The 18,504-nt window shown below is 45.2% G+C and carries 13 protein-coding genes; 9 read left to right on the top strand and 4 right to left on the bottom strand.

The window, feature by feature from the left end; genetic code table 11:
* Positions 1-516 precede the first annotated feature (516 nt).
* Complete coding sequence (locus tag C7475_RS10235; RefSeq protein ID WP_158286476.1) at positions 517-1,140, top strand: helix-turn-helix transcriptional regulator; 624 nt, start codon at positions 517-519, stop codon at positions 1,138-1,140.
* Positions 1,141-1,314: 174 nt separating this feature from the next.
* A complete protein-coding gene (locus C7475_RS10230) occupies positions 1,315-1,761 on the top strand; it encodes a hypothetical protein (RefSeq protein ID WP_110053261.1) in 447 nt (148 codons plus the stop codon).
* Between the two features lie 3 nt (positions 1,762-1,764).
* On the opposite strand, the gene C7475_RS10225 is transcribed toward C7475_RS10230, so the two are convergent.
* Positions 1,765-2,286: a 5'(3')-deoxyribonucleotidase gene (locus tag C7475_RS10225; RefSeq protein ID WP_110053260.1), complete on the bottom strand. Its 522-nt coding sequence runs from the start codon at positions 2,284-2,286 to the stop codon at positions 1,765-1,767.
* 94 nt (positions 2,287-2,380) lie between these two features.
* Between C7475_RS10225 and C7475_RS10220 the strand changes: the two genes are divergently transcribed.
* Together C7475_RS10220 and C7475_RS10215 are read left to right on the top strand one after the other, a co-directional pair.
* Entirely contained in the window at positions 2,381-3,127 is a 747-nt protein-coding gene (locus C7475_RS10220; protein WP_110053259.1) for a DeoR/GlpR family DNA-binding transcription regulator, read from the top strand.
* Positions 3,128-3,167: 40 nt separating this feature from the next.
* Positions 3,168-4,325, top strand: a complete 1,158-nt coding sequence (locus C7475_RS10215; RefSeq protein WP_110054029.1) for an MFS transporter — start codon at positions 3,168-3,170, stop codon at positions 4,323-4,325.
* 87 nt (positions 4,326-4,412) lie between these two features.
* Here C7475_RS10215 and C7475_RS10210 read toward each other — a convergent pair whose 3' ends face one another.
* Entirely contained in the window at positions 4,413-5,486 is a 1,074-nt protein-coding gene (locus tag C7475_RS10210; protein ID WP_110053258.1) for a hypothetical protein, read from the bottom strand.
* A gap of 484 nt (positions 5,487-5,970) precedes the next feature.
* Between C7475_RS10210 and carB the strand changes: the two genes are divergently transcribed.
* Positions 5,971-8,790 (top strand): carbamoyl-phosphate synthase large subunit, encoded by a 2,820-nt coding sequence (carB, locus tag C7475_RS10205; RefSeq protein ID WP_110053257.1) that lies wholly within the window; start codon positions 5,971-5,973, stop codon positions 8,788-8,790.
* A gap of 207 nt (positions 8,791-8,997) precedes the next feature.
* Here the strand turns inward: carB and C7475_RS10200 are convergent, their stop codons facing one another.
* Positions 8,998-12,198: a S41 family peptidase gene (locus tag C7475_RS10200; protein WP_110053256.1), complete on the bottom strand. Its 3,201-nt coding sequence runs from the start codon at positions 12,196-12,198 to the stop codon at positions 8,998-9,000.
* A gap of 511 nt (positions 12,199-12,709) precedes the next feature.
* Here C7475_RS10200 and C7475_RS10195 point away from each other — a divergent pair.
* The 4 genes from C7475_RS10195 to C7475_RS10180 all read left to right on the top strand — a co-directional run bounded on the left by C7475_RS10195 (position 12,710) and on the right by C7475_RS10180 (position 18,301).
* Positions 12,710-14,803, top strand: a complete 2,094-nt coding sequence (locus tag C7475_RS10195; protein ID WP_110053255.1) for a ComEC/Rec2 family competence protein — start codon at positions 12,710-12,712, stop codon at positions 14,801-14,803.
* Between the two features lie 12 nt (positions 14,804-14,815).
* Positions 14,816-16,330: a bifunctional phosphoribosylaminoimidazolecarboxamide formyltransferase/IMP cyclohydrolase gene (gene purH / locus C7475_RS10190; RefSeq protein ID WP_110053254.1), complete on the top strand. Its 1,515-nt coding sequence runs from the start codon at positions 14,816-14,818 to the stop codon at positions 16,328-16,330.
* Between the two features lie 89 nt (positions 16,331-16,419).
* Positions 16,420-16,998, top strand: coding sequence for an RNA polymerase sigma factor (locus C7475_RS10185; protein WP_110053253.1), 579 nt, complete (start codon positions 16,420-16,422; stop codon positions 16,996-16,998).
* A gap of 13 nt (positions 16,999-17,011) precedes the next feature.
* Positions 17,012-18,301, top strand: coding sequence for a TonB family protein (locus C7475_RS10180; protein WP_158286475.1), 1,290 nt, complete (start codon positions 17,012-17,014; stop codon positions 18,299-18,301).
* Here the strand turns inward: C7475_RS10180 and C7475_RS33515 are convergent, their stop codons facing one another.
* Positions 18,302-18,502 (bottom strand): YqaE/Pmp3 family membrane protein, encoded by a 201-nt coding sequence (locus tag C7475_RS33515; protein WP_110053251.1) that lies wholly within the window; start codon positions 18,500-18,502, stop codon positions 18,302-18,304.
* Positions 18,503-18,504 lie beyond the last annotated feature (2 nt).

The following is an 18,504-nucleotide window of genomic DNA, read 5'->3' as shown; positions in this document are numbered from 1 at the left end:
GATACTCCAGGAGCATTCCTCACATACGCGTTCACGAAAATAAATCGGTAAATTGATCATCCTTGCATGCACATCTTGCAATAAATTGATTGGTTGCGACGTCGAGGGCATCGATTTTTTCATCTTGGTGAATTTTGATTAATGTGATAATGATTAATTGAGAGTTTTTTATGATTGTAATAATTATGATTGTGATGTAAGCAAATGTATTTATAAACCCCTTGTTGCAGAAAATTTTGCACAACTATTTTTTTTGAGAATTTTGACTTTTGTAATAAATTAAATTACAGTTGATTACATAAATTCATTTTTATATTGGAAAAAATATTGTCAACATTTTGGCCGAAATGAATTGTAAACTTAATTGTTGTCTTAAAATGATCGCTTTATTAGCGTTATTATTGGGATAACTATATTGTCTATATGAATTTCCAATTATGATAATGAAATGGAAATTATTATTATATTGTATGAGTTGCACACCACCGCAATCCACTGTTAGTAAAATCTAGTATGATGTCCAGGTTAATCCACATGGGCCAGCGCCTTAAACAAATCTTAAAGCAGAAGAAAATCAAGATAGTCGACTTCGCCGATATGGCCGGCTTCACCAATCAGATCGCGCATTATCATTTGCGTAAAAGTGATATGAAGCGAAGTACACTCGAAAAATTTTGTGAGATCATCAGTATCACACCCGAAGAGTTTTATGAATGGAACAGCATACCTGCTTCCAATGGTGAAAAAGGAAACGAGAACATTGTATTACATCACGGCGGCCGGTTGATGGAGCTGATAGGAGAACGGGGGCTCAATAAAACGAGACTGGCAAAACGTTTAGGAATGAGCCGGAGAACAATGTATAATCTCTTCGAAAAAGAAGTGTTCGGAGCAGAAGAACTGGATAGGGTGGCAAGGGCCCTCGAAATGACAAGCAACAACTTCCTTCATCCCGGCGCATTTGAAGATTCACGGCAGGTAGAAAATGATGAAATGCTTGCACTCCGCGAAAAGTATTATAAGCTGTTGGAAGAGCATAACCAATTACTGAAAAGCCACTCCGCTCTTAAAGAAGGACTTGAAACGGCCAAAAAAGACATACTGCAACTACGTAAACAGGCCCGTTCAAAAAAAGGATAATTCAGGAAGAAATATATCGCTGTCGAAACACTGTACACTCAAATAACCATACTCTTCTCATAATCAATCCAAAACATTTCAAAAAGTGATTCTCTGGTTTTTTACGGTATAATAAAATTATTATAGTTTTACGTTAGTTGCTATAATGATAACTGTATTATCAAACCTGCTTCAATGAATTATTTGCCGAATGCATTTGATACGCCTGTATGGTATCTGGTAATGCCTGTTTGTGGCGCCGCAGGAGAGTTCTTCAACCAGAAAAGATATGCCGATATTCTGGCCACCAGGTTGAATAACGACCAGCACAATGCACTGATAAAAGTGGAAGACTATACGTTTCTACCATCAGCCGTACACCTGATGGTAAGGGAAGTCGCCCTTCCGCTGGACATGTGGTGGCCGCCATTCATGGACGCAGTCCTGGAACAGTTGAATAAACAGTGGCCGGAAGGTGGATTATCATGGTGCGATTATACAAGTGAACGTATCACCAACGCTGAAGCGTTTGAGCACCGGATCAATGAACTGTTATTCCTGCCTGTCTGGAAGGGACTGGCTACCGACCCGCTGGGATATCCGTATAACAGTGTAAACAACAGGGCGAATATCGACCTGTAATCATTATAATAACAGAGCGCCTACTTCTTCCCAGCTGTTAACTCTTTTGAAATCAGTGATGTTGATATTATGCGGAGCGGTGAACATCAGTGCCTCTCCTTTGAACGGCTGCAGGTTCTTTACGTGATCATCTATCATATAGTCTGCCTGCACAATTGTTTTGGATCCGCAAAACACCATATTCTGCCAGCCTATGAATGGGAAGAACTCTTCTAACCACTCTATCTTTTCCGGTATGGATATCGGAAACTCCGTTGCAGCCGATACAATGAATACTTCGTGTTTGTCATGCAATGCCCTGATCACTTCCTGACTGTCTTTTATAACAGGTTTGGTCCTGAAAAATCCTGGTTCATACAGGAACCCGCGAATGACCTCACGGCCAAGAGGAAATCCGGATGTTTCCGGCTGACCGTATAATGATGCTTTGTCTACCTGTACGCCATAACGTTCTGCATACCAGTTAATATACTGCTGGGTGGTATCTGCCATAACGCCATCCATATCTATTGCTATTCTTGCCATATTCTGCTGTTTTTTGCAAAGTTAGCTATTTAACTGAAATTTCATAGCATAATATTGCACGAAGTTTCATATTTTTGCAGAAAGTTGCAAGATAATGCTGAAAGAAGAACGGTTTGATTATATACTTAAGAAGTTGCAGACAGATCATAAAGTGCTGCATACGGAACTGAGTAATGATCTGCAGGTATCAGAAGATACCGTGCGGCGCGATCTGGAAGTGCTGGCACAGAACGGCCTGCTCATCAAGGTCAGGGGAGGAGCTATCCCACATTCTCCTAATCCGTTTACCTTTAATGAGCGTATCGGCATCCATGAAGATGATAAAAAGGCTATTGCCGCTAAAGCATTGGCTTTTCTGCACGACGGGCAAACCATTATCATGGACGGTGGTACCTCTACCTATGCCCTCGTAAAATTATTTCCTCCTTCACTACAATTGACGGTAGTCACTCCCAGTATTCCCATTGCCATGCAACTGATGGAGCACCCAGGTGTGGAGGTGATACTTACAGGCGGCAGGATCTTCAAAAGCTCGCAGGTCACTGCAGGTCTCGATACCATCCGGATGCTGGAGAAACTGCGGGCAGATATATGCTTCATGGGTGTTTGCAGTTTGCATACCGAAGTCGGTGTAACCGGCCCTCATATGGAGGAGGCGGCCGTCAAAAATGTGATGGTACAATCCGCCAATAAAGTGATCGCACTGGTAACGAGCGACAAAATGGGCACTGCAGAGCCTTACAAGGTTTGTAATATAACCGCAATGGACACCATTATAACAGATGAAGCCGGGCTGGCATTGGCATCGCCTTACCGCCAGCTGGGAATAAATGTCATCTGATCAACAGGAAAACCTTTCAGTATTTCAAAGTATTAACCAGATGTTACAAGAACTGACCATTAGTCATTCGTACAAGAGGACCTCACGTATTGCCGTTAGCGCCTTATTCTTCCTCACAGGACTTTGCTTTGCCAGCTGGGCCTCCAGGATTCCTGCTATACAGGAAAAACTGCACCTTTCTGAGGGCGCATTAGGTGGCATGCTGCTGGCGTTGCCCATAGGTTCTATATTATCAATGCCCGTTGCAGGTGTGTTGGTAGATAAATATGGCAGCCGCCAGGTATTGATGTTGGCCGGTCTGCTGTACGCAGGAGTGTTACCAACACTGGGATTGGCAGCAACAAGCTGGCAACTGTTTGCATGTCTCGTCGTATTTGGCTTTTGCGGTAACATGGCTAATATCGCAGTAAATACGCAGGCCGTTCTTGTGGAAGCTATGTACGGACGCTCTATTATGGCTTCATTCCATGGACTATGGAGCCTCGGAGGATTTGCAGGTGCGTCTATCGGTTCCGGAATGGGAGCCCTGAGAGTTGTGCCTTACCAGCATTTCCTGTTTATTATGGTGCTGGCTATCATTATCGTAGCGGTGGCCATCCGGTATGCTGTAGCACAGGATGCTCCAAATGCACAGGAGAAGACGCCATTGTTCGCCTGGCCTGATAAGATCTTGCTGACATTAGGCGTTATCGCTTTTTGTTCCATGATCTGTGAAGGGACAATGTTTGACTGGAGCGGTGTATATTTCAAAAAGGTGATCGGTGCGCCACCGGAAACAGCAGGTCTTGGTTATAATGCATTTATGTTTACCATGGCAGGCTTCCGCTTTATAGCCGATTTTCTGACAGTACGTTTTGGTACCAAACGGGTGTTACAACTTAGTGGGGCTTTAACGGCAGGCGGATTGTTGATCGCTGTGTTGTTTCCCTATTTCAACGTGGCCATATTAGGCTTCCTGTTAGTTGGTGCTGGTGTGTCTTCAGTAGTACCGCTGGTATACAGCGCGGCTGGTCGTAGTATGCCATCTTCCCCAGGCAGGGCCCTGGCTTCAGTATCTACAATAGGTTATTTAGGCTTCCTGGCTGGTCCGCCGCTGATCGGACTGATCGCACAGGCTACCAGTCTCCGTATCTCCTTTTCCGTTATTGCTGTCATGGGTATGTGTATCGCTGTAATGAGCAAGAAAGTGAAAGCGTGAGTTATAAATAAAGAGGAGTGTTTTAGAAAAATAAGAGGGGCTGATCACCATGATCAGCCCCTCGCATATTGTGAAATAAAGACATGATTATTTTCTAACGAGTTCCACCGTATAAGAGGTGTTATCAACCCTCATTAAAGTAACCTGTTGAGGGGTCATTTCCAGGATCTTCACCTGGTAAGAATAGAAGTTATTGTATTCAAGGCCGTTATTATCCACTACAATGGTCATAATTTTAGATTCGGCATTGTATGACCAACCGCCTTTTTCCAGTTTGCTTAATACCTGGGTGCCATAAGCGAGCTTGTCGCACGTGGAAGTCTCCAGGATAACACGGGTGGCTGAAGCAGAGAATAGCTCCGCATATTCATTCATATCAGTGAACATCAGGTCGTATTTAGTAACGCCTGTTATTGCACCGATGCCTTCGAAGCATTCCTGCTGACTATTCAGGCAGTATTGCACCTTGCCGCCTACACAAGTAAAGCTGCTGCGGGCAGTATCAGGGATATAGTAGTTCTGCCAAACGCCGTTAACATCGGTCTTCCTGTTCACTTTCCAGCTCCCCACAAAATCCTGGTAATCTGCAATACCGTTCTGGCTGTGAATACGGACATATGCCTTCACCTGATTGCTGATGTTGCCCAGTGAGTCGTAGGCAGCATAAGTAAGTGACAGGGTATCTCCAATAATGTATTTAGGTAACTTGACAATGATGGACGAATCTACATAGTCGCCTTCACGAAGCAGGGGTTGAAGTACCTGGGGGGCCTTTCTGGCAAAACCGCGATTAGCAGAATAGTCAACCTTGAAATAGGCGCCGCTTCCAACGATGGACACGTAATAGCCTTTTATGGTCGACTCGAAATAACTGAAGGAGGGCGTAATAACAATGTAACGGCCACTAATGGCATTAACAATGTTTTTGTTTTCAACGAGTACCGGGGCTCCGTTTCCGGCTGTTGCCGACGGAATATTTCCTGTAACAGGAATACCAAAGGCCACTTTAACCTTGGTAGCCAGTGCAGATCTGTCACTGAGGTGAATGGTATCGATCTTCTCTGGTGGTTCATCGCCTCCAGTATCGTCGGTACCGTTTTTTTCACAGGCATAAAATGCAAGACTGCATGCCAGTATCCCGAAAAAGAGAATTTTTTTCATCAGGTATCAGGGTTTGAATTAAAGATCAGATATATAATTACTGTTATTTAAATATTAGGATCTATGATCTCCTGCTCATCGTTCGTTTACTCGTGTCTTTTATCTAAAATATTGCCACCCACTTTTGTTATAACCATAATATGACGAATAAATCATATTATATACGATCGCTTCCCTTTCTGGGATTTCGCTACAGTGCTAAGAATAAAGTTTTTTACATACCGGGTAGAAAAGCGCAATAACAGTTTCGCTATAAATATATGTACTTTTCCCGATATGTGATGGTTTGCAGGGAAAATATGTATATTAATATTATTCGTTGAGCTAAGCGCTTGTCTGTAAAGGATTTGCAGAATCGACGCTTATTGAGCGTTAAATTTAATTGTAACAATAAATTTTGAAACCCTTAATTTTGCACGATTTTTTTGTCTGGTGAATGGTATTAAAATCAGTTAGGTTTTAAATTTTTCAATAGAATACGCAAATGCCGAAAGATTCTTCTATCAAATCTGTTCTTATTATTGGTTCCGGTCCTATTATTATTGGTCAGGCTTGTGAATTTGACTATTCCGGCTCTCAGGCAGCACGTTCGCTGCGCGAGGAGGGTATCAGGGTAGTACTGATCAATTCCAATCCGGCTACTATCATGACTGACCCTATGATGGCCGATAAGGTATACCTGTTGCCGTTAACGGTGGAAAGTATAGAACAGATACTGGAAGAACAGCAGATTGACGCCGTACTGCCTACCATGGGCGGACAAACAGCACTGAACCTTTGTAAAGAAGTGGACGAGCTGGGAATATGGCAGAAATACAATGTTCGACTGATCGGTGTGGACATCAAGGCCATCGATAAAGCCGAAGACCGTGAGCAGTTCCGTCAGTGGATGATCCAACTGGGAATACCTGTAGCTCCGGCCAGAACCGCCAACTCTTTCCTGGAAGGAAAGGAATTTGCACAGGAAATCGGATTCCCATTGGTGATCCGTCCATCCTTCACCCTGGGTGGTACCGGTGGTGGTTTCGTGCATAGCAAGGATGAACTGGACGAAGCGCTGCAACGCGGTTTACAGGCATCTCCGATCCATGAGGTACTGGTGGAAAAAGCCGTACTGGGATGGAAAGAGTTCGAACTTGAACTGCTGCGTGACGCCAAAGATAACGTGGTGATCATTTGTACTGTAGAGAACCTGGACCCTATGGGCGTCCATACCGGAGACTCTATCACAGTAGCGCCGGCCATGACCTTGAGCGATACCGCTTTCCAGGACATGCGTAACAAGGCACAGATGATGATGCGTGACCTCGGTAACTTTGCCGGTGGTTGTAACGTACAGTTCTCATTGAACCCGGAAACTGAAGAGCTGATCGCTATCGAGATCAACCCTCGCGTAAGCCGCTCTTCCGCACTGGCTTCCAAAGCTACCGGTTATCCTATCGCAAAGATCGCTGCGAAACTGGCTATCGGTTATACACTGGATGAGCTGGAAAACCAGATCACCAGAACTACATCCGCTTTCTTTGAACCTGCGCTGGACTACGTGATCGTAAAGGTGCCACGCTGGAACTTCGATAAATTTAAAGGTGCTGACCAGACCCTGGGACTGCAAATGAAGTCAGTAGGTGAGGTAATGGCTATTGGCCGTACCTTCCCTGAAGCATTGCAGAAAGCCTGCCAGAGCCTTGAGAACGATGCCTTAGGCCTCGGTTACTACGGTAAGTCCGCTATGAAGAGCGAACAACTGCTGGAAAGACTGAAGACGCCTACCTGGGACCGTATCTTCCGTATCAAGGACGCCCTGATGGAAGGTGTTTCTGTGAAACACATCCACCAGATGACCTATATCGACAAATGGTTCCTGAACCAGATCAACGATATCGTGAACATGGAAAAGCAACTGCAGGAACATGATCTCGAATCCGTACCTGAACTGATGTTGCGCGACGCCAAGAAAATGGGCTTCTCCGACATGCAGCTGGTACATCTGTTCGGCAATTGTGAAGAACATGAAGTATACGAAAAACGTAAAGCACTCGGCATCACCCGTACTTATAAGATGGTGGATACCTGCAGTGCCGAGTTTGAAGCGATCACTCCATACTTCTACTCTGCCTTCGATACAGTAAACGAAAGCAAGCCTTCTGACAAGAAGAAAATAATAGTACTGGGCTCCGGTCCTAACCGTATCGGTCAGGGTATCGAATTCGACTACTGCTGTACACACGGTTTGCAGGCTATCCAGGAAGCGGGATTTGATGCTATCATGGTAAACTGTAACCCTGAAACAGTATCTACCGACTTCGACATGGCTAACAAGCTGTACTTCGAGCCGGTATTCTGGGAACACCTCTGGGAAATCATCGAACTGGAAAAACCAGAAGGTGTGATCGTTCAGCTGGGTGGACAAACCGCACTGAAACTGGCTAAACGCCTGGAGGAAAAAGGAATTAAGATCATTGGTACTTCTTTCGATAACATGGATATCGCCGAAGACCGTGGCCGTTTCTCCGACCTGCTGAAAGAACTGAAGATCCCTTATCCAAACTACGGTACTGCCTACAATACAGATGAAGCGATAGAAGTTGCCAAAGAAGTAGGTTATCCTGTATTGGTGCGCCCATCTTATGTATTGGGTGGTCAGCGTATGCGTATCGTGATCAACGAGGAGGAACTTGAATCATCAGTACTCAGCCTGCTGAAGCACTTACCGGGTAATAAGATCCTGATCGACCACTTCCTGGACCGTTGCCAGGAGGCAGAGATCGACGGTATCTTTGACGGTGAGAACTTCCATGTAATGGGCGTGATGGAACATATCGAACCAGCTGGTATCCACAGTGGCGACAGTAACGCGGTATTGCCTGCATTTAACTTAAGCCCGATGGAAGTAACAACCATGGAATATTATGCAGAGAAGATCGCACGTGCACTGGACATCCGTGGTCTGATCAACATCCAGTTTGCTATAAAGGGTGGAAATGTATACGTGATAGAAGCTAACCCACGTGCTTCCCGTACTACACCGTTCATCGCGAAAGCATACCAGGTGCCTTACCTGAACATTGCTACCAAAGTAATGCTAGGTGTTAATAAACTGACCGATTTCGTTATCGAGAAGAAACTGGACGGTTTTGCTATCAAGGAACCGGTATTCTCCTTTAACAAGTTCCCGGGCGTGAATAAAGAGCTCGGCCCTGAAATGAAATCTACCGGTGAAGCGATCCGTTTCATCAAAGATCTCAGGGATCCTTACTTCAGGACTTTGTATAAAGAGAAAAGTATGTATCTGAGTAACAAATAAGGATCACCTTTTATCATACTAAAGAGGGCGTATCAATTAACTGATACGACCTCTTATCATATTATATTATCCCTATCATGTCTGTATCAAGTCCACATCAACTCCACCTTAACTCCACGTATACAGCACGCTTACTTAATGTTTATCAATGGTTTATGCCTTATAGGTGCTTGTTTTATACCCCTGTGTTAAAATAACATCATCCGGCTACTCTGCCCGTACCGGACCGGCAGGTTTTCTCACAGGTGGTGTTTCTTTCAACGTATTCATTAACAGCTCCACCGTCTTTTCCAGCTGCGGATCTTTACCGGCAATAACCTCAGCCGGGGTCATTTCCACCTGCACGTCAGGCGTTACGCCCTTATTTTCAATGATCCATTTGCCGTCTTTACTGAAGATGCCTAGTCGCGGCGCAGTCACCGAACCACCATCCATCAGCTGCGGATAATTGTAGATTCCTACCAGGATGCCCATAGTAGTAGTGCCCACCAATGGTCCCAGGTTCTTTTCATGGAACATGAATGGCATAAGATCGCCGCCAGAGCCGGCATAACCATTTGTGATCATCGCTTTCGGACCGAATATCGCATTGCCGGGAGTGGTCATAGGCTGACCTTCACGGGTACCCCAGTAGTTCAGCAGGTCGCGGTTCAATAGGTCTATTACGTAGTCTGCAGCAGATCCTCCGCCGTTAAAACGCTCATCTATGATCACGCCTTTTTTATCCAGCTGGGAGAAATAATAACGGTTGAAATAAGTATAGCCATCGCCTCCGGTATTAGGCATATAGATGTAGGCCAGTTTGCCATTACTGAGCTGGTCAACTTTCTTACGGTTGCCCTCTACCCAGTTCATATTACGCAGCATCACCTCATTAGTAACCGGCACTACGGTATATTCCTTTGCACCGTTCATGTCTGGCTGTTGATTCACTAATATACGTACCTGCTTGCCTGCTGTGGCCTGGAACAAGCTGTAAACATTTGCCTTGCCATCCAGCGGTACTCCATTCACCGCCAGCAGATAATCGCCCTCCTTAACATTGATGCCTGGCTGTGTGAGCGGCGACTGGAACTGCGGGTTCCAGTTCAATCCGGAATAGATCTTCTTAAAGCGGTAATGGCCGTTTTCAATACTATAATCTGTACCCAGCAAGCCTACAGATTCCCTGATAGGGGTAGGTGCATCTCCCTGACCCACGTAGTTGTGCCCTATTACCAGTTCTCCCATCATTTCGTTGAAGAGATAGTTGAGATCTTCTCTATGGCCAACATAAGGCAGGAAGCGCTGATACTTCTTTTTTACAGCCTTCCAGTCAGCACCATGCATATTATCTACATAAAAGAAATCACGCTCTATGCGCCATAACTCATCAAACATCTGGGCCCATTCAGCTGTGGGATCTACCAGGGTGCGGAGGTTGGCGATATTCAGTGTGCCCTCGCCTACATTTGCTTTGCTGGCCGTACCAACAATACCGGCTGCAGTAGCAGTTACATACAACAGCTTCTCGCCGTTCTGACTTACGGTATAGCCATTTATACCGGCAAGGAGCACATCGCTTTTACGCTTCGCGATGTCATAGCTGTAAAGTGTATTATCGGACCGGTATAAAAGCTTACCATTTACAGAGCCGTTAAGCTGCCTGTAACTTTGTGCCGGTATGGGCAGCGCTACTATACGCTGGTCAATATTTTCCAGGTCTATACGGGTTTGTTTGGAAGTATCTTTTGCAGCATTTTCCTTTTTCTCCTGTTCATCATCGCTTTCAGGAGCAAGAGGTGATGGAGCATTGTTAGCCAGTACTACTGCGTAGATGCTGCTCAAAGTATTCCGCTCATAAGAGGTCATATCCAGCCAGCCTGTATTCTGCGCATAGTTAGTGCTGGCATAGAAGAACAGGTATTTTCCATCCTTGCTGAATACGGGTTCATTCGCTTCACTACGGCCATCTGTGAGCTGATAGCTCTTCTTATCAGCAACGTTATACAGGAATACCGCCGTCAGGCTGTTAGGTAGTCTTTTACTGTATGTGATCCAACGGGAATCAGGGCTCCAGTTGGAGTTGAAGGTCTGGTCAGGTCTGTCGTAAGTATCTTCATCTATCTGGGAAACTTTCTTGCTGTCAACGTCTACATATAACAGGCGCAGACGTTTGTCCCGGAATACGATCTTCTTATTATCCGGAGACCAGAGTGGGCTATAGTAGAAGCTTGGTTCTAGCTGAATGATAACGGATGGTTTCTCCGCCTTCTGATCACGGATGTGTAAAGCATATTCACCGCTGGCGTCAGAGAAGTAAGCAATAGACTTACCGTCGGGAGACCATGCCGGAGTGCGTTCATGAACGGTTGTAGTGGCGGTTAGATTACGCATATCGCCTTTATCAAGCGGCAGCGTTAAAATATCTCCTCTGAACTGCACAACAGCGCGTACGCCGGTAGGAGAGAGGCTCATGCTGCCAATTGTATTAAGGGTGGCGTTAACATAATGAGGACGTTTGTAAGGCAGATCGGCCTGCAAACTGATATTAAGCGCAGTACTTTTACCGGTTGCAGCGTCCCATTTATTAACACGGCCACCTTGCTCATATACGAGTGTTTTGCCGTCAGAGAACAATGTCTTTACATCATAATCCTTGTGACTGGTTATTTGTGTAACCGCCTGTGTTGATACGGCATACTTGAAAATATTCATCGTACCGTTACGATCACTCAGGAAGTATACATCATTACCTAACCATACCGGCCGGATATTATTGGCGCCGGCATCGGGGATCTCCGTCACTGCATTTGTCTGGTTGTTGAATATCCAGACACGCGGCATATTGCCACCTCTGTAATGTTTGAAAGGACGATAAACGCCTGCTCTTTCTGTCGGATCAGGGTTTTTTATGTAGGCAATATATTTTCCATCGGGAGAAATATTTCCCTGATGTGCTTCTGGCATTTTCAGTTGTACCGGCATGCCGCCGCCCTCTATGCTTGTTTCAAACAGTTGCTGGAAACGCGGTGTAAAGGAAAAACGTGTTGAAGCAAAAATGATCTTGTCGTTACCATGCCATCCGCGTACAATGTCGGCATCAGGATGATAAGTGATACGGCGGGGAATGCCACCACTGACAGGCACTACATAGATATCAACGTTTCCTTCGTAGTTACCGCTGAAAGCGATCCATTTGCCATCTGGCGATAACATCGGTTCCAGTTCTACATCCGGATTGACAGTAATACGCTGTGGATGTTGTCCATTGTCGTCTGTTGTCCAGATGTCGCCGGCATAGTTAAAAGCGATCTGGTGCTGGCTGATAGATGGGGAACGCAGTAACAGGGTTTCTGTTGTTTGTGCATTAGCTGTAAAGCAGGCGAGGCCTGTCAGCATAAGCAGGGTAATAGGCTTTCTTCGCATTTTGTTGGTGTTAAGCAGTTGAAGAGTATTTACTAATTTATATATTTTCCTGTGTAATGAAGCAGAGAAAGTAATAGTGGTCAGGATTGGGTGCGGAATGGTAATGAGGATTTATCGCAATTGACTTGAAGTAGTATTGGTCACGTCTTAAAATAATCAGAGCCTGATGAAGATCAGGCTCTTTCTTTTCCCTCAAAATAACCATTAAAGACACGACTATTTATGTGAATAAATAGCGTGACCGGTAATGCAGTTTACTATAAATATTAAATATTAAAAAGATGTTAACTAATCAATAACAGATGTGGGAATGTTTAATTTGTTTTAATATTGAAAAACATAGTATTAGTAATTGTTTATTTTATGAATATGTAAAAAGCATCCTATTGTAAAAATATTTTTCGTCCGATAAACTTATCAAGAGGGTGGATATTTATCATACCTTAAAAAGATATTTTATGTGTGAAAGACTTACTTTCACTACTTGAATTCGTTAACCATAAAAGTTGTCATGTTTGTTACCTTTTTTAAGCGCGCACCATTTCTGCGCCTGGTTTTATCCTTATCCATCGGCATATTCCTGCAGTTATATATACCGGTTAATCCACTGATGCTTTTGACTGCAGCGGCTTTGCCGGGAATGATACTGCTCATTTTTAAAAAGCTGCCGCTTCGGATGCATTACCAATATGGCTGGCTCCGTGGTGTAGCAGTACAAATACTGGTGATTTGCGGCGGCGGGCTGTTGGTATATCAGTCAGATACCCGTTATGACAGCTATTATTTTGATGGCGGGTCAAAGTCGGGAGATCTGTTGATAGCAACAGTTAAGGAGCCATTGCAGGAAAGGGCCGGAACATACAGAACGATAGTTCAGGTACGCAGTATTATACGTCATAACACGCGAATGCCTGCAAAAGGAAAATTGTTAGTATATCTTACCAAAGACAGTGCTGCTGCCGGATTAGAATATGGCGACCGTTTATTGATATCATCGAGGACTACGCCAGTACAATACAGTGGTAATCCCGGAAGCTTCGACTACCGCAGTTATTGTGCGACCCAGCAGATATACCGGCAGGCTTTCCTTAGAACAGGGGAGTGGCAGCGCCTGGATCGAAAGGAAGAAAACGGTAGTATGCAGCCCATCTTACAATGCAGGAACTATTGTCTGCATACATTACAACAATACATTGGTGGCCGTGAAGCCGGACTGGCAGCTGCTTTGCTGATCGGCTACCGGTATGACCTGGACCGCGATATGGTGCAGGAGTATACTGATACGGGCATTGTGCATATCATCGCTATTTCAGGAATGCACCTGGCGCTGATCTATGGCGGATTATTATGGATATTGCGCTGGTGGCCGCAGCACCGTTTTTCGGAAAGTATGAAAGGAGTGCTTATCATATTGTTATTGTGGGCCTTTACACTACTGACCGGAGGCGCTGCATCTGTATTACGTGCAACCGTTATGTTTACCTTCATCACTATCGGAAAATTTATGCTGGACCGCTACACGAACATATACAACTCACTGGCGGCATCTGCGTTTTTGTTGTTGTGTTATGAACCGCGGTTATTGATGGATGCGGGGTTTCAATTGTCTTATCTGGCTGTATTAAGTATCGTCATCTGTTATCGGAGGATGTATTATCTGTGGCAAAGCAGTCGCAAATGGCTGGATAAGTTATGGGACATGGTGGCGCTAACACTATCTGCTCAGATATTGACATTGCCGGTATGCCTCTATTACTTTCACCAGTTCCCTGTTTTCTTTCTTCCGGCAAATATGCTGGCTGTGCCCTTATCGACCGTCGTGCTTTATGGTGAGATAGTATTATTAATACTGGGTAGAACGCCGCTCCTGGCGGAAGGTACAGGCCTTGCATTGCAGATAACGATCCAATGGATGAATAACGGCATTAGTTGGATAGCACATTGGCCGGGCGCATTGATCACCGGTATTCGTATGGACATAGGCAGCCTGGTTTGTTGGTACATATTTCTGGCAGGCCTATTGGCCTGGTGGCTGCAACAATGGAAGAAAGGTCTTTTGGTGGCATTGACAGGCCTTGTTATATGGAGCATGGGAGAAATGTTTTCCCGGATAAATGAACGCAACCAACACAAACTGGTTATCTATAACATATCCGGACATACCGTGGTAGACGCTATATCAGGGCATCAGGCAACTACTACCGGCGATGCTCAAATACTGTTATCTGAATCTTCATATAAACGTTATATACAGCCAGCCCATGACTTTTATGGTGTAAGGGAAACGAAACATATAAAAGGAATCGGAGATGATGCCTCGGGCGGTTTACGTGTGCTGTCCATAGGACGGAAGCGGCTCGTTATCGTAGATAGCACGCTCCCGCGGATCGATCTGCAGAAAAAGTTACGGACAGATTATCTTTTACTGTCACATAATCCTCATGTGGATATCAGACAATTGGAGCAGATGTTCGATGTGGGGTGCTATATTTTTGACGCTTCCAGCAGGCTGCGGAATATTGAACAGTGGAAAAGTGATTGTTACATGCTAACTTTGCGCTTCTTTTCGGTTCCGGATCAGGGAGCCTATGTTGTAAATTTCTAATGATTTCCATACATGCAAAAGCAAATTAAATCAGCGTTGATCTCCGTTTTCTATAAAGATAACCTGGAGAACATTGTAAAAAAGTTAGGTGAACAGGGAGTGACTATTTACTCAACTGGCGGTACCCAGAAATTCGTTGAAGACCTGGGTGTGAAGTGCGTAGCAGTGGAAGACCTGACCGCATATCCATCCATCCTGGGCGGACGTGTAAAGACATTACATCCAAAGGTATTCGGAGGCATTCTGGCCCGCCGTGAGAATCCACAGGACCTTGAGCAGCTGCAACAGTATGCTATTCCTGAACTGGACCTGGTGATCGTTGACCTGTACCCATTTGAGGAAACAGTAAAGAGCACCAAAGAAGAACAGACAATTATCGAGAAAATAGATATCGGCGGTGTATCCCTGATCAGGGCGGCAGCTAAGAACTTCAAAGATGTAGTGATCGTTGCCTCCAAAGATCAGTATGCTGACCTGGAAAAGGTACTGACCGACAATAACGGGGCTACCAGTGTGGAAGACCGCAGGGCGTTTGCTGCAAAAGCCTTTGAAGTATGCGCTAACTACGACGTGGCAATTTCACAATACTTCCTGAACAATGAGCCGGCTGCTTACTTCCAGGTATCTGCTCCGCAGGGCCAGGTAATGCGTTACGGAGAAAACCCTCATCAGAAAGGCGTGTTCTACGGTAACCTTTCCGAGATCTTCAACAAACTGCACGGTAAAGAACTTTCCTATAACAACCTTGTGGACGTTGACGCTGCATGCCAGCTGATCCAGGAGTTTACCGAAACGACTTTCGCGGTTATCAAACATACCAACGTATGTGGTATCGCAAGCCGTCCAACATTAAAAGCGGCATGGGATGCAGCACTGGCGGGCGATAAAGAAAGCGCATTCGGCGGTGTATTAGTTACAAACGCTGTGATCGACAAAGCTACAGCTGAATCTATCAGCGAGATATTCTTCGAAATACTGATCGCTCCGGGCTTCGATGCTGATGCATTGACCGTACTGCAGGCAAAAAAGAACCGCATCCTGTTGCAGCAACTGCAACCGGTGAAAGCACCTTATGTATATAAAAACGTTCTCAACGGCGTACTGCTGCAGGAAAATGACAAAGGCAACTTCCAGGAATGGAACGAAGCCGGCGCAAGACCAGCAACAGCGGCGGAGAAGGCAGACCTCGAATTTGCCAATATCGTATGTAAGCATCTGAAATCCAACGCTATTGCTTTGGTGAAGGATAAACAACTGATCGGTAAAGGTTGTGGTCAGACCTCCCGTATTGATTCATTACGTCATGCAATAGCGAAAGCGAATCAGTTCAGCTTTGAGCTGAGAGGTGCCGCTATGGCTTCTGATGCGTTCTTCCCATTTGATGATTGCGTACGCATCGCTCACGAGGAAGGCATCACCACTGTGATCCAGCCCGGTGGTTCCGTAAGAGATAATGACTCAGTAGAATTCTGCAAGCAGAACGGTATGGTAATGGTAATGACAGGTACCCGTCATTTCAGACACTAAGCCTTTTACTGCTGCAAAAGCATATTAAAAAGCACTGGCAAACGCCAGTGCTTTTTTGCTAAAAATTCTTTACTATTGTTCATCTAACTATGGCCTTTTTACACCATAATATCATGAAGGATGCAGATGATGCCACGTTGATCCTGGAGTTTAAGCGCTCCGGTCAGCTGGACTATCTGGCGGCGTTATACCAGCGCTACATGAACCTCGTGTATGGTGTATGCCTCCGTTACTTCGATGAAGAGGCCAGTAAAGACGCCGTGATGCAGATCTTTGAGGAGTTGATCAGTAAGTTGAAGCAGCATGAAGTACAGAACTTTAAAAGCTGGTTACACGTGCTCACCAGGAACTACTGCCTGATGAAATTGCGTTCCATGAAAAATAAGGAGGGAAGGGAAATTTCCATGGAGGGGCTACCCATTATGGAAAACGACTCTTTTGGACATCATGAGAACGGAGTAAGCATGGAAACACATTTGCAAGGCATGGAAAAATGCCTGGAAACTTTGCCTGAAGAGCAAAAGCGCAGTGTGGACCTCTTTTACCTCAAGGAAAAAAGCTATCGTGAAGTAGCCGATATTACTGGCTATGAGATGAAGAAAGTGAAAAGCTATATCCAGAACGGTAAGCGCAACCTAAAAATTTGTATGGAACAACAAGATGCCTGATAAGCACAGTCATATGAACCATCACGTGGATCCGGAGCTGATCCGCCGTTATCTTGCCGGAGAGCTGGATAACAAGGCGATGCATGCCCTGGAAAAACAAGCGCTGGACGATCCGTTCCTGGCTGAAGCGCTGGATGGATATGCTGAGCGTAAGCCGGATCAGCGTTTTCACCTGGCCGATCTGAATAAGCGCCTGGAAATGCGGGTACAGGACCGGGAAGAAAAGCGTGGAATGGTCTTCAGGTTGAATTACCGATGGATGGCTGCCGCAGGAGTGTTGTTGCTGGTAGGTATAAGCATGATTTGGATATTGCAACGCGGACCTGACAATGAAATTGCCATGCACCAAAAGGCTACCAATATCTCTGATAGTTCTATTACTGATACACTACAATATTATAACAGGGAAGAGCCTGTTGCCTGGGGAAAAGCGACACCTGAGAAACCATTGACGGTATCAATTCCGTCGGACACTGGTTTCCTGCCTGCAAAAGAAGGCCGGATCAGTGCAGCACTTGCCGCCGACCAACCTATGGCGAGTGCTATGATGAGGAGGGAGGATACTGTTCATCAACCGTCTCCTTTATTACCACTGTCCGACAGTTTGAAAGGCAGTATGGCTGGAGTAGCCGTTACACGACCGGTAGAAGCGGTGGCGCAGGCAGAAGCAATGGAAGAAAAAAATCCGGTAGCTTACGCCCCTATGGTAACTACCCGATTGATCCAGGGCAGGGTGAAAGCCTCAAATGATAAGGACGGGATGCCTGGAGCAACCGTCAGTATTGAAGGTACTGGTACCGGTGCAATAACTGACAGTGACGGTAATTTCGCCATCCGTGTAGCCGATACTACAAAAAATCTGAAGCTTGTTGTAGCAATGGTCGGCTTCGATTCTAAGAAAATGGACCTGCGCCAGAAAGAGAATAATCTTGATATTGTTTTAAATCAGCAGGAGAAAGCTCTCTCAGAGGGTGTAGTAAGTGGCTATAGCAAGTCTAAAAAAGTAGCATCTGTATATCAGCCGCCTATTCCTGTAGCAGGATACGAGCGTTATAAAGAATACCTTTCTAAAAATGTAAATTATCCTGCTTCAGCAGCAGCTGGAAACGTGACCGGCAGAGTGAAGGTGTCCTTCCGTGTATTGCCGGACGGTACTTTGGAAGACTTTAAGATAACAAGAAGGTTACAGCCAGACTGTGATGCAGAAGCACTGAGAGTAGTAAAGGAAGGCCCGGAATGGTCTCCCGCTTCCGATGGAAAGGCTACACGTGTACAGGTGGACGTACACTTCCCTCCCAAATGATTATCCGTTCTGTTTCATAGCCTTGATCAGCTTCCGTGTCCGTCTGTCTTCGCGGGCATTCTGTAGCGATATGCACGCCCATATAGCCGCAGGTATCCAACCGATCAAAGTAACTTGTAAAATCAGGCATAGTATCCCCGTAAGTATTCTTCCTCTTAACATAAAAGAAAGCCAGGGCAACAAAATAGCGATAAGTGTCATAT

It is taken from the genome of Chitinophaga sp. S165 (assembly GCF_003182155.1).
Classification (GTDB): Bacteria; Bacteroidota; Bacteroidia; order Chitinophagales; family Chitinophagaceae; genus Chitinophaga.
This window is presented reverse-complemented; position numbering and strand designations above follow the sequence as displayed.